General features: G+C 63.8%; 11 protein-coding genes and 2 pseudogenes. 4 read left to right on the top strand and 9 right to left on the bottom strand.

Going from position 1 to position 12,517, the window contains the following annotated elements:
- Positions 1-87: 87 nt before the first annotated feature.
- Entirely contained in the window at positions 88-1,395 is a 1,308-nt protein-coding gene (locus CNE_RS31775; protein ID WP_013958831.1) for an LLM class flavin-dependent oxidoreductase, read from the bottom strand.
- A 743-nt stretch (positions 1,396-2,138) separates the two neighbouring features.
- The gene (locus CNE_RS43185; protein WP_404997164.1) at positions 2,139-2,534 is read right to left on the bottom strand and encodes an alpha/beta hydrolase family protein; all 396 of its coding nucleotides are present in this window, start codon (positions 2,532-2,534) and stop codon (positions 2,139-2,141) included.
- Between the two features lie 923 nt (positions 2,535-3,457).
- Here CNE_RS43185 and CNE_RS39785 point away from each other — a divergent pair.
- Positions 3,458-3,746: pseudogene (locus CNE_RS39785) on the top strand (LysR substrate-binding domain-containing protein); the annotation flags it as partial.
- Between the two features lie 27 nt (positions 3,747-3,773).
- Here the strand turns inward: CNE_RS39785 and CNE_RS31765 are convergent.
- The 7 genes from CNE_RS31765 to CNE_RS31735 all read right to left on the bottom strand — a co-directional run bounded on the left by CNE_RS31765 (position 3,774) and on the right by CNE_RS31735 (position 9,996).
- On the bottom strand, positions 3,774-3,998 hold the full coding sequence (locus CNE_RS31765) for a DUF2798 domain-containing protein (protein ID WP_041229190.1): 225 nt from the start codon (positions 3,996-3,998) through the stop codon (positions 3,774-3,776).
- A gap of 68 nt (positions 3,999-4,066) precedes the next feature.
- Positions 4,067-5,134: a maleylacetate reductase gene (locus CNE_RS31760; RefSeq protein WP_013958827.1), complete on the bottom strand. Its 1,068-nt coding sequence runs from the start codon at positions 5,132-5,134 to the stop codon at positions 4,067-4,069.
- A 39-nt stretch (positions 5,135-5,173) separates the two neighbouring features.
- Entirely contained in the window at positions 5,174-6,154 is a 981-nt protein-coding gene (locus CNE_RS31755; protein WP_238553191.1) for a SphA family protein, read from the bottom strand.
- A gap of 97 nt (positions 6,155-6,251) precedes the next feature.
- Positions 6,252-7,082 (bottom strand): intradiol ring-cleavage dioxygenase, encoded by an 831-nt coding sequence (locus CNE_RS31750; protein ID WP_013958825.1) that lies wholly within the window; start codon positions 7,080-7,082, stop codon positions 6,252-6,254.
- A gap of 17 nt (positions 7,083-7,099) precedes the next feature.
- Positions 7,100-7,690 carry a malonic semialdehyde reductase gene (locus tag CNE_RS31745; protein ID WP_013958824.1) on the bottom strand — a complete coding sequence of 197 codons (591 nt, stop codon included), beginning with the start codon at positions 7,688-7,690 and terminating at the stop codon, positions 7,100-7,102.
- A 62-nt stretch (positions 7,691-7,752) separates the two neighbouring features.
- Positions 7,753-9,306, bottom strand: coding sequence for a 3,5,6-trichloro-2-pyridinol monooxygenase TcpA (gene tcpA, locus CNE_RS31740; protein ID WP_013958823.1), 1,554 nt, complete (start codon positions 9,304-9,306; stop codon positions 7,753-7,755).
- Positions 9,307-9,444: 138 nt separating this feature from the next.
- Complete coding sequence (locus CNE_RS31735) at positions 9,445-9,996, bottom strand: flavin reductase (protein ID WP_013958822.1); 552 nt, start codon at positions 9,994-9,996, stop codon at positions 9,445-9,447.
- A gap of 150 nt (positions 9,997-10,146) precedes the next feature.
- Between CNE_RS31735 and CNE_RS31730 the strand changes: the two genes are divergently transcribed.
- From CNE_RS31730 to CNE_RS31720, 3 genes and pseudogenes are all read left to right on the top strand, one after another.
- The gene (locus tag CNE_RS31730) at positions 10,147-11,118 is read left to right on the top strand and encodes a LysR family transcriptional regulator (protein ID WP_013958821.1); all 972 of its coding nucleotides are present in this window, start codon (positions 10,147-10,149) and stop codon (positions 11,116-11,118) included.
- 91 nt (positions 11,119-11,209) lie between these two features.
- Complete coding sequence (locus tag CNE_RS31725; RefSeq protein ID WP_013958820.1) at positions 11,210-12,046, top strand: FAD synthetase family protein; 837 nt, start codon at positions 11,210-11,212, stop codon at positions 12,044-12,046.
- Between the two features lie 168 nt (positions 12,047-12,214).
- A pseudogene (locus CNE_RS31720) lies at positions 12,215-12,472 on the top strand (helix-turn-helix domain-containing protein); the annotation flags it as partial.
- Between the last annotated feature and the right edge of the window lie 45 nt (positions 12,473-12,517).

The raw sequence follows: 12,517 nt of genomic DNA, 5'->3' as shown, positions 1-12,517 counted from the left end.
GATCCCGCGGCGGCCGCGCGCAGGCTGTGCACGTTCGGGATGCCGTCAGGAATCGCGCTCAGGCAGCGCGCCCGAGCGTCGGCTTGCTCACGGACGGTCCAGCCCGTAGTGCGCCCGCAATGTCTGCGTCTCGTAGCCCCGGCGAAACAGGCCCTTGCGCTGCAGCAGGGGCACTACATGCTCGACGAAGTCGTCAAGGTGCCCGGGTAGCACGGGAGGCATCACATTGAAGACATCGGCGGCGCCACTGACAAACCAGTCCTCGATGGTGTCTGCGATGCGTTCGGGAGAACCCGCCAGCGTGAAATGCCCGCGCGCGCCGGCCAGTTTGTGCAGCAGCTCGCGCAAGGTCGGCCGCTCGCGCGCCACCAGGCCCGTGATCACCACGGCCCGGCTCTGGGCCGCTTGCACGGTGGCGGGATCTGGGAAATCATCAAGCGATAGTGGCGTATCGAGATCCAGGTGCGAGAAGTCGAACCCGCCAAAGCGGTTGGACAGCCTGGCACGGCCGACCTCGGGATCGGTCAGCGCATTGAGCTCGCGCCAGTTGCGCTGCGCCTCTTCATCGCCCGAGCCGATCACCGGGCTGATGCCCGGCAGGATCACGATCTGATCGTCCCGTCGGCCGCGCTGCCTTGCCGCGGCTTTCAGCTCGGCATAGAAAGGCACCGCCGTTTCCTTGTCCAGATGCGCGGTGAAGACGGCCTCCGCATAGCGTGCCGCGAAGGCCTTCCCTGCCGGCGACGACCCGGCCTGCACCAGGACGGGCCGGCCTTGCGGCCCCCGCGCGATATTGAGCGGGCCCGCCACCTTGTAGAACGGGCCGGCATGCCCGATCGGCCTGATGCGGTCGGGGTCGGCGAAGCGCCCCGTTTGCGCATCATCGATGATGGCATCGTCGGCCCAGCTGTCCCATAGCTTGGAGGTGGCCTCCAGGAAGTCATGGGCGCGCGCGTAGCGCTCCGCATGCGGCGGCTGCTGGTCCAGCCCGAAGTTCTGGTTGGCGCCCTGGACCCACGACGTGACGATGTTCCAGCCCACGCGGCCGCCTGTGATGTGATCGAGCGAAGCGAATTGGCGAGCCAGATTGAAGGGCTCCGAGTAAGTCGTGGAGGCAGTGGCAATGAAGCCGATCCGGCTGGTGGCCCGTGCCAGCGCCGCCACTGCGGTGATCGGTTCCAGCCCGGCGCCGGCGACATGGCGGATGCCCTCGCCAAGGGCCAGCGAATCGGCAAGGAACACGGAGTCGAAGCAGCCCGCCTCCCTTCCTTGATAGCCATGCACGCCCAGTAGTTGGAAGCCCTGGAACCCGCGCCGGATTCTTGAAGACCAAAGCGGCGACCTTGATCGTCGACTTGACCAATGGCTACCGCTGGATCTCTGGTCAGCAGCCAAGGAACTATCATCCTAAGTGCTGCCTGATCTCGCGTTGCATGAATGCGATTAGCGCACAAATATCACTCGCACATCCCGGCCGCCCCGAGCGTCGAGGCGTCAATGCTTAACGCGTTGTTCGTTCGCTTCACCGTAACGCCAAGCCACTCAAGAGAGCGTATGACAGCCCGAACATCTTCTAGCTCGCTGGGAACGTTCCTCAACACGGATATGCGAGCAGTGAAGATCGAGGCGATGATTAGGGGGAGCGCCGCATTCTTTGAACCTTGCCCTATAACCGTGGATTGACGATACTTGCTTCCTGATTTCGCCCAAATTTCCATCCCCGTTCCCTTCCTAGCTACGCTGCAATTTCGGTGACGCTCACCAATGAGCGGATTATTTTCCTCGCTGAGTCGAAAATCGATAGGTCGTTAAGTTATGTCTGATTTAATTAACTTTATATCTGCATTTTGCAAAGCTAAAAGAACGCGTAAATACTTCTAGTCCTTGCTCGAAAATTATCCTGCTCGGCCAGCGTCAATATGATGACTGTCTGTTGAAGTGATAGTACGCACCAAATCGAACAAATATAAGCTAGCAATTTTGGTAGGACGGCCGCTCTTGCATTGATGCTGCGAATTCACTTCGTGCAGGAATGGTTTGATCTTAGCCACGTGGTCGTTTGCGGGCATTGCCCTGGCGATCGACACGGTGCCGGAAGCGACCACATCAGTTCAGTGTTCCAGCCCAGCAGCCAAGGCTCAGGGTCGTTGCCGGGCGCGAAGAACACCGCGTGTAGGCGCAAGCATCCGGTAAGCTGGTATCCTCGCAACGCTTGATCTGGGCCCGCACTTCAGCAGGGATTGGCACGGCGTCGACACCCTTCGGCACCTTTCCCGCCGGGCCCGCCAGCAACACCAGCGCGCGCACCAGGTAGGGCCGATCGCTCGCCACGGTGCGGGCGTCCAGTTGCCATGCGCGTGCCCGACGATCACCACGGGCGCTTGGCCGGCATGCTCGATCACCGTCGCGATATCTCCTGCCCAATCATGCGGCGTCTTGTCGCCCAGCGGCCCCGTGCTGCGGCCATTGCTGCGCGGCTCCGGACAGAGCCCACAGTATCCGGCGGACGAAAGCGGCTCAGCCAACTCCAGCATGTCGGTCGCGCCGCGCCCGAGCGATGGCAGCAAGACGATGGTCGGACCGGCCCCAACTCATAGACCTCAATCGAAATCGATGGTGCTCAGTGTTCCAGTCTGGGCATCGAACCGCTGCTCCTAAGTCCAGCCCACTGTACCGAGGCCATCGAACAAACTCCAATATGGAATCTGAGTGACAGTTATAGGGCTGGCGTCGGCTACGACAAGTCCAGGCCTTCACTTCGCGTCGGATCAGCACGGCAAACTGCACCAGCATCGTCAAACCCAGTCCATCCATCACTCGCAGGGCGTGCTCGAGATTGACGCCCTTGTCGTTCTCCAGCTTGGACAGCATGCCAATGGAGACACCGCAATGCCTCGCCACCTGGTCAATGGGCATCCCTTCCCCTGCGCGGGTGGCTCGAATGCGCTCGCCCAGTTGGTGAATGGTGCGAATCGTCGCGCGCGACGGTGGCGTCGGATCAGGTAATGGTCGCGGCATAAAGGCCGTCCCGTGGAGAGGGCAGGCGGCTGGCCCGATTATTTCATTAAAGTGAATTTATAATCCGAAACGGGATTGGCCACCTGCTATGCGAGGGCACCTGGCTCATGCCAGCCAGTTGACGAAGCTTGGCGATTAATTGCATTCTAGGTTCGGCGTAACGGCTGGTTTGGATACTTGGGACGCGACTTCTCCCGGCTTAACCTCGATGATCACTTCGAGCGCAGCCTCCGCGTCGACTGCGACAGTCGTTGCGCCGGCGCGATATGACGTCTTGCAGTGAGCTAAGCCGCTGGTCTGCCGCGCGTTCGCGTAGCCGGCGCCCCCCTCCCCGCGCGCGACCGTTCATCGCTTCACATGGCCAGAACTCCGTCAACTTCATGGACCGTGTCGCTGCTCGCCGGCCAGCCTGGCTTCGATGATCAACCGCATGGTTTGCGGAAGTGGCAACCGGTTCTTGATCGACCAGGCGCTGGCGCGCCTGGCCTCGCGGCCTCGCTGGTACTGCGAAGTCCATCACGTCCCTGCACTGGTAAGCCGTGCAAGCCGGCTTGGGCATTGGCGTAGTGCCACGCATGGCGTTACCCCCGGACAATCGAGGCGGACTGGCCGCAGTTCCGCTTGACGCACCGGCCATCACCCGCACCCTCGGACTGATATCACGGCGCGGACGCCCGCTGGCGCCAGCGGCTCAGCTGCTCTATGACATGGTCACCGCAAGGACATAGTCACAATCGGTCCTGAACCGATCACGTTCAACGCGTGATCCGGTTTGCAAGCCAGTGAATGACCGGCGCCGCCACGATGACGACCGGCAACATTGCAACCCAGGAAAAGAAATACGCACGCAGCCAGTGCGAAACGAACGTCCCCTCGGCGACAAACTGCATGCTTGCGATGGCCGATGCCACCGCACACGTTACGCCGACCTGTATCGCGCCGAACGCAAAATGGCTGTATTGCCTTGGAATCTTCCACATCTTGTGCCTTCCTATTTGTATGGCGATGGGCGCGGCCTGAACCCGCGCCAGCAGGAATCCCAACCGCCTCAGGCGGGCCGGCGGCCCTCCCAGGCGTTCTGCAGCAGTTCGCGAATCGCCCCGGCTTCGAGTGGGCGCGGATTCGGGTACTGGTTCTGCAGCGCGATCTCGCACGCCTTGTCGAGCGCGTCCTCGCGCATGCCGATCTGGTGCAACCCCAGCGGCGCACCGGTCGTACGCGCCAGGTCGAAAGCCCCTTGCGCTGCATTGGCTGCGCCCAGGGCCTGCGCGATGGCGGCCATGGCGCCCGGCGCGGCCTTGGCGTTGTAGGCCAGCGCGTGCGGCAGGATGATGGTGTGCGTTTCGGCATGCGGCAGGTTGAAGCTGCCCCCAAGCGTGTGGCACAGCTTGTGATGCAACGCCACGCCCACGCTGCCGAGCACGGCACCGCATAACCACGCTCCGTACAGCGCTTGCGCGCGCGCCTCGTACAACGCAGCCGTATCCCTTTCGCTGACCAGCGCCGGCAGCGCCGCCGCGATGGCCCGTATTCCCTCCCCTGCCATCAGGTCCGAAATCGGGCTGCGGTCATGGGCGTACAGGCCCTCGGCGGCGTGCGCCAACGCGTTGATGCCGCTGGTCACGCTGATCGCAACCGGTAGCGAATAGGTCAGTTCCGGGTCGTAGATGACAGTGCGCGGCAGCACTCTCACGTCCGTACCCGTGCGCTTGAGGCCCGCATCGGTGAGACCGTAGATCGTGGTCATCTCCGAGCCGGCATAGGTGGTGGGAATCGCCAGCACGGGCAGGCTCATCTCAAGGCCAATGGCCTTGGCGAGCCCCGTCGTCGAGCCGCCGCCGATCGCCACCACGCTGTCGGCGCCCAGTTCGAATGCCATCGCACAGGCTGCGCGCGCGGTCTCGACCGGCACATGCATCACGGCACGGTCGAAGATGCCGATCGCGCGGGCGCCGAGCAGGTCCGACACCTGTTCGGCCAGCCGGCGCTGCTCGGGAGTACTGAGCACCAGGACGCTGGATGCGCCTAGCGCATCGATTTCCTTGCCAACCTGCCGGATCGTGCCGGCGCCGAAGACGATGCGCTGGGCACGGGCGGCGTACTGGAATGCTTTCATCGTAGGGTCTCCAATGCGGCTCGGGACAGGTCCGAGCCGTCAGAACGATATGCGGCCCATGGCCCAAATCCGGTTGCCTTCGGGGCGATTGCGGGCGCCGAACTCGAATTGCCCCTTGAGCGAGAAACTGACCTTGTCGTTGAGCTGGAAGCAGATATCCGGACCCAGCGCCGTGACGCGGCCGCGGTTGCCATTGCCGTTGACGCGCACGCCGTTCTGCGTGTCGTCCGTTGTCTGCACGTAGTAGTAGCCGTTCAGGCCCAGCGTCAGCCTCGGCGTGACGTGGTAGCCGGCACTGAACTCGATGGTGGCTTCATCACCCGACTGATACTGGGTGGCTTCGTTACGTGTGTTGAGGCCGTACCGGAACTTGGCGCTGATATCGACATTGCGTGTCGGGAACCACGTGAAGGCGTAGCTGGGCGCAATCTGGTAGTAGTTGCGGCCGATACTGACCGGGTCATGGACATCGTAGGCACCGGTCTTGAGATGGAACTCGACCCCCGCCATCTGGTGGAAACTGCCGCTGTGCCAGCCGAGGATCACCGGCGCGAACGTCATGTCGGCCAGGCCGGTCTTGTTGCCGCCCTTGTCGAGCGGCGGCAGCGGTGCCGGTCTGGCAACCGACATGTCGAGGTTCGCCGACACGATCGGAACCACGATGCGCGTTTCCAGGTTGGCGCCGAACACCCTGACGCCGGGCCAGACATACGACAGCCGCGGCGCCAGCGCGTCGAGGCGCAGGTGGAAACTGGCCAGTTTGGGATTGTCGTGCCCCGTATTGTCCTTGGAGCTGCCCGCATCGTAGTGCTGGTAGAACAGGAGCCAGTTGGCGCCCTCGGGCAGCATTAGGCCGGAATATAGGTTATCGACCCCGATGGGGTAGGAATTGCCGCCACCCTCGGTGGCGCGTGCCGGCATGCTGCCAGCCGCGCATGCGGCGGCGAGCGCCAGCCGCCCGAACCGGACCGGCAGCGATGCACGCGCCCGCCGGACCTTCATGCCATCTATCGAACCCATTTGCCACTCCGAAAGACCACGTGGAACACCGGGCCGGCTGGCGCGGTGCGTGGTTGCCGCCGCGCCGCCCGCAAGGGCCGCGCGGCGCTTTCCAGCGCTAGCGGGTTGGATTGAGCACGAAGTCGAAGTCGAGCCGGTACGTGCCGTCTGTCTGGCGCACCCAGTCACCGATCAGGGACTTGCGCACGCCGAATACGGCGTCGGAGTCGAGATACTTGTCACCGCGCCGGAACACGTGCGTGACCAGCGTCTCGTAGCCAGGCGCCTTGATCATGAAGTGCAGGTGCGCAGGCCGCCATGGATGGCGGCCGGTGGCGCGAAGCAACTCGCCAACCGGGCCATCGTCAGGAATCGGATAGGCCTGGGCGACGATGGTGCGGAAATGGAAGCGGCCATCATCGCCCGATTTCAGCACGCCGCGCCCCTGCGCCACTTCAAGCCTTTCGTACTGCACGTCATAGTGGCCATCAGCGTCCGCCTGCCAGGTTTCCACCACGGCACCGGCAATGGGCCGGCCGTCCACGCCTTTGACCCGTCCATAGACCATGCAGGGCACGCCTTTGGCGCCGTTCGCCACGTCCGCGCCATGCTCGTAGTGCGGCGCGCCTTCGACATGGAAAGGACCGAACACGGTCGCCTCGGTGCAGCCTTCCGGCTTCTCCTGGTTCATTGCCACGGTCAGCATCGACAGCCCGAGCACATCACTGAGCAGGATGAACTCCTGGCGCTTGTCGTCGCACATCTGGCCCGTGGCGGTTAGGTAGTCGATGCCCTGCTTCCATTCGGCCTCGGTCAGCCTGACCTCACGCGCGAAGTCGTGCAGGTGCCGCACCAGGCTCGTCATGATCTGCTTCGTGCGCGCGTTGGGCGTATTGGCCAGGCGCGCAATGACGGCCTTGGTCAGGTTATGCTGGTCATATTCTTGCATCGCTGGACTCCCGGCCGCTAGGCGAGTTGGCAGGCCTGCTCGAACGACAGACGCGGACTGCGGGCGAACACTTTTTCCGGGTCGCCATGGCCAAGGCCGCAGATAAAGTTCGAGCGGATGCTGGTGCCGGCGAAGAAGGCCTGATCGACGGCCTGGTTGTTGAAGCCGGACATGGGGCCGCAATCGAGACCCAGCGCGCGCGCCGCGGCGATGAGATAGCCGCCTTGCAGCGTGCCGTTGCGAAACGCCGTGGTGTTGGCGAAATCCACCTTCTCGTCGCCCTCGAACCATGCCTTGACTGCCGGGTTGTGCGGAAACAGCGCCGGCAGCTGCTCGTAGAAGCGGGTGTCGTAGCCGACGATCGCGACGACCGGTGCGGCCATGGTCTTCTCGACGTTGCCCGGGGCCAGTGCCGGACGCAATTTGGCCCTGCCCTCTTCCGTGCGCACGAACACCAGGCGGGCCGGCGAACAGTTGACCGAGGTCGGTCCAAACTTCATCAAGTCATACAGTTCCCGCAGCTTGCTGTCGGGTACCGGCGTGGGCAACCAGCCGTTCTGGCTGCGCGCGCCGCGGAAAATCTTATCGAGCAGTTCATTGGATTGCATCGTTCACTCCTTGCATGTTTCGGGTGTCCCGGCCAGACGACGCCGGCCGGAGGGTCAGGCGGTCACACAGTCATCGTGCCGCTCAGGGCAAGCTTTTCCTGGTGCCGCGCCGAATCCAAAGCCTGGGCGTAGCCGGCGGTGGCCTTGTATTCGCTCTCGTGGCCTTCGCTGAGTTCGATGCCGCAGACCTTGCGCGCCAGGGTGCCGTATGGCCCGGCAGCGGAGAACTCGGCACGCTGCATGGTCAGCATGCGGATGGCCTGCAGCGGGGTGCCGTTGAAGTTCTCGAAGACGAACAGGCGGTTGCCCCAGTCGGTCAGGAACAGGTCGCGGATCACGCGGCCGATCTTCACGCGGTCGTGTGGCTGACCCACGGGACCGTTGTTCATGCGTTCGAACCAGCCGTTGAGCGCCTCGTCGTTCCACTGGTCCTCACTCGCGAAGATCAGCGCGCTGCGCCCGGAGAGATCGACCAGCTCGTAGATCATCTGCGAGAAGTTCTCGAGGTACAGCGCCCGGCCGAAGTCGTAGATCAGGATGTTCGGCTTGTAGGCACCCCCCGGCGTATGGAAGCCCAGCTCTTCGCTCGCGACGATGTGCGCGAGCATGGCCTGGTGGAACCCGATCAGCTTTGCCACGCGCGTCTGCACCGCGGGGATCTTGTTGGTGCCGATATGCTCGGTGATCAGGATCGCCAGGCCAGCCATCAGCTCGGCGCGCACGGACTGGCGGATCAGCGCGTGATAGTGCAGCCAGTCGAACACGCGCTGCGGGTAGAGCTTCGCGTGCTCGGGGTTGCCCAGGTGGAACACGTGCGACCATGGGATGAAGACGTTGTCGAATACCGTCATGCCGTCCAGCTCATCGCCCTGCGAGGCCAACGGGTGTTCGATGGGATCCTCCTTGACCACGCTCTCACGGCAGACGATGGTCACGCCCGGGGTGTTGACCGGCGTGGCAGCGAAGATGATCTGGTCGCCCGGGATGCCGGGGCGGAAGAACACCCCGATATGGATCCAGTCGGCAAAGGCGACGCCGGTGCCGATGGCCTTGACCCCTGACACGATGATGCCCTTGTCGTTCTTCTCGATCACGCGCAGCCCCGGCGAACGCTGCTGGGCATCGGGGTTGGAGCGATCCATCTGCGGATCGACGAACTGCGGCGCGCAGTTCAGGTCGTGCTTCTTGGCGAAGTTGACGAAGTCGACGATGTTCTTCGCCTTGACCTTGCCTTCAGCGCCGATGGTCTGCGTTTCCCACGGCGACGGATCGTCGATATAGGTCTGCAGCACGTAGTTGTTGACGTCCGGCGTGCGCGGGAACGACGCGCCGGCCATCTCGCGCATGATCGTCTCGTGGTACTTGCGCTTGCGGCGCAGCTGTTCCTTGTCGAAGTGGCCGAACCACTGCATGGTGCGGCGCTCGCCATCCTTGTCGACGAAGGTCATCACGTCCTGCAGGTCGGGACGATGGTGCAGGTCGTAGAAGTCGGCGTGCCGCTGCGCGTAGTCCCGCGTCTTGGGGTGCGTCGCGACGTTGTCGATCTTCTCGTTGCCGACCCATACGTTGCGGCCGTCGTTGAGCGATTCCAGGTACTGCTTGCCAGTGCGAATCATCGCGAGGTCTCCTTGGTGGGCTTTCGGGGTGTGACAGTCCCTGCCCTGGAGAAGGGCATATGGACACGGATACGAAATTGGGGTTTCGCCTGGCGCGGCCAGGTGGCTTCAAGCAGCCTTAAGCCGCCTTAAGCCGCCTTAAGCCGCGACCGGCTGCGTAGTGGCATAGCTGCGGCGGCAGTAGACCAGCGGCGTGTCGTTGCTGCTCTCAGCGCCGGAACTGCCGAGCACCTGCGCGACGAAGACGCTGTGGGTGCCGATCTCGAGCTGGTCAACGACCTTGCAGTCGAGCGCGACCATGGCGGACTTGCTGTATGGCGCGCCGGTGCCGAACACGCCCCAGCCGTCACCGTCGAAGCGCTGCGCCATCGGCACCGCGCCGGCCCCGGCAAACAGCTGGGACACCGCCGTCTGGCTGGCGTGCAGCCAGTTGATGCTGACCACGCCGTTGGACTTGATCACGCTGTTTGCGGCGCTGCGACGATTGATGCAGAACAGCACGGTGGGTGGCGAATCGCTCACGGAACAGACAGCCGAGCACGTGACGCCAGCGCGGCCTCCGGCGCCGTCGGTGGCGATGACGGTCACGGCGGTGACCGCACGCGACAAGGCGTCGCGGAAGCTGGTGGCGTCGATGGCGGCATCGGTAAAGCGATTCGCGCCGGCTTCGATGAAGACTGCGGACGACATGGCGATCTCCTCCTTGTTGGGGGCCTTCCTCGCTGCCCTGCGACCGGGCTCCGACGAAGCTTTGTCTCTGGAAACCTGCTTTCTGATCTGTGTCAGCTGTGTGAAACTAGACTACAGCCGAGCCGGCCCGTTTGCTAATCACCTCGCATCATGGACACTATTCCCCAGCGTCATGAAGACGAACTCAGCCTGAATCAACTGCTGGTGCTGGATGTACTGCTGAGCGAGCGCAGCCTTACCAAGGCGGCGCGCGTGCTCAACCTGACCCAGCCTGCGTTGAGCAAGACGCTCGCGCGGCTGCGCCAGTATTTCGGGGATCCGCTGTTCGTCCGCGTCGGCCTGCGCATGGAGCCGACACCCAAGGCGCTGGGGCTGGCCGAGCCGGTGCGTGGCATCCTTCAGAGCGTGCGTGCGCTGCGCTCGGACCATGTCGGCTTTGACCCACGCACCAGCCAGCGCAGCTTCAGCTTCTTCCTGCTCGATGCCGGCGCCTCGCAGATGCTGCCGCCGCTGCTGAGCCAGCTGGCGGAGGAAGCGCCGGGCATCCTGGTGCAGGCGGTCAACGCCGATGCCACGCATCTCGACATCTGGCTGGAGAACGGCCTTGTCGACCTGGCCATCGGCTCGTTCCCGGGGCTCACGCAGAGCATCCGCCGGCAGCTGCTATGGCACGAGACCTACGGCGCCGTCGTGCGCAAGGACCATCCGCGGCTGGCACAGCTTGGCGATCTGGATGCCTTCGTCGCCGAGAAACATGTACTGGTCTCCGCCGTCGGTACCGGCCACCAGCACCTGAGCATCGAGCGCGCCATCGAGGCCGCTGTGCCCCATACCAACATCATCTGCCGCGTGCCGAGTTTCGCCACCGCGGGCCTGATCGCCAAGCACTCGGACGCAGTGGCGGTCTTGCCGCTGACGCTCGCCCGGGCGCTCTGCAAGGACCTCAATCTCACCGTGGTAGCGCCGCCGCTGACGCTGCCCGGCATGGACATCGCCCAGCACTGGCACGATCGCGTGCATCGCGAGCCCGGCAACCAGTGGATCCGCGCGCTGGTGCACAGGCTGTTTGCCCGGCACGATGCCGTGGCGGGCGCGGCTGCCGGGTCAAACATGGAAGGATGAGCGCCGGTTATAGACACCATGAAGGCAAAGGATTGGCGTCGTGCGCCATCGCCTCCTAGCATGCGGTGCATGACAAGAGGAGGAGAACATCATGCAGGTGACAAGGCAAGCAGACGCGCTGCGTCTGGCGGCATCCGTCGTTTCGATCGGCACCTTCGATGGTGTGCACCGCGGGCATCGCGCCGTCCTGGCTGCGTTACGCGCCGCCGGGCGTTCGCTCGGACTGCCGACCGTATTGCTGACATTCGACCCGCATCCGCGCGCGCTCCTGCAGCCGCAGAGCGCGCCCCGCATGATTTCCACAGTCGATGACCGTATCGCGCTGCTGGCCGATAGCGGCGCCGTCGACCACTGCCTGGTGCTGCCTTTCGACCAGGCCCTCAGTGAAGCCAGTGCCGATGACTTCGTTCGTGGCTTGCTGCTGGCGCGTTTGGGCATGCGGCGGCTGGTGGTTGGCGCAAATTTCCGCTGCGGTCGGGGACGCCAGGGTGACGTCGATTACCTGGGCCAACTTGGCAAGGCGCACGGCTATGCCGTCGAGCCCGCGCAGCTGCATGCCACCAACGCAACCGGGACCGATGTACGCTGTTCGTCCACGGAAGCCCGCCGGCTGATCCAGAGTGGCAACGTGCGCGCCGCAGCCGCGTTGCTCGCGCGACCGCATGAAATTCGTGCCATGGTAGTCGCCAAAACACCTGCCCGTGCCAGCGGCGCCGCGGAGATCCGTCTCCCGCAGGACATCTGCTTGCCGCCTGTGGGGCAATACGCTGGCGCGGTCCGCACTCAGACGGATACCCCGCACTGGCGACCGGCGCTCGTGCAACTGGGGGATGCGGATGGCTTGGCTCGCGTGTTCAGCGACGCGCAGTTTGCGCCGATGCCCGGGAGTGCGCTTTCGGTGCGTTTTTTTAGCTCGGCGGCGGCTTAGTGTGCGCAAGCCTTCTCGCCTGTTTGGGGCTTTTGGCGCTGCGGTTCGCTGAGTTTTTTTGGGGGCGCTTTTTGGCTTTGTGCTGCTAGTGTCATGAGTCTGAAATTCATTGCATTATTTGGCTCGCGTTGTACTCTGCATTGAAGGCACGCACGGGGCGAGGTAGCGATGAGGGGAAGACCAAAGGCGGAACTAATCTTGAGTGAGGCTGAACGCGAGCAGCTCAAGGCGCTGACGATGCGGCGCAAGACGGCACAGGCGTTGGCTTTGCGCGCGCGCATCGTGCTGGCCAGTGCTGAAGGCCTGGACAACAAGACCGTTGCCGCAAAGCAGCGTGTCGACGTGCATACGGTTTCCAAGTGGCGCTCGCGATTCGTCGCGGATCGCCTGGATGGGCTGCTGGATGCTCCGCGCCCAGGGGCGCCGGGACCTGTCAGAAATTTTGTGTTTAGGGCATAACATGTCGATAAG

Origin of the sequence: Cupriavidus necator N-1, assembly GCF_000219215.1 — a bacterium.
Classification (GTDB): Bacteria; Pseudomonadota; Gammaproteobacteria; order Burkholderiales; family Burkholderiaceae; genus Cupriavidus; species Cupriavidus necator.
The sequence above is the reverse complement of the archived record's forward strand: the minus strand, read 5'-3'. Positions and strand labels throughout refer to the sequence as shown.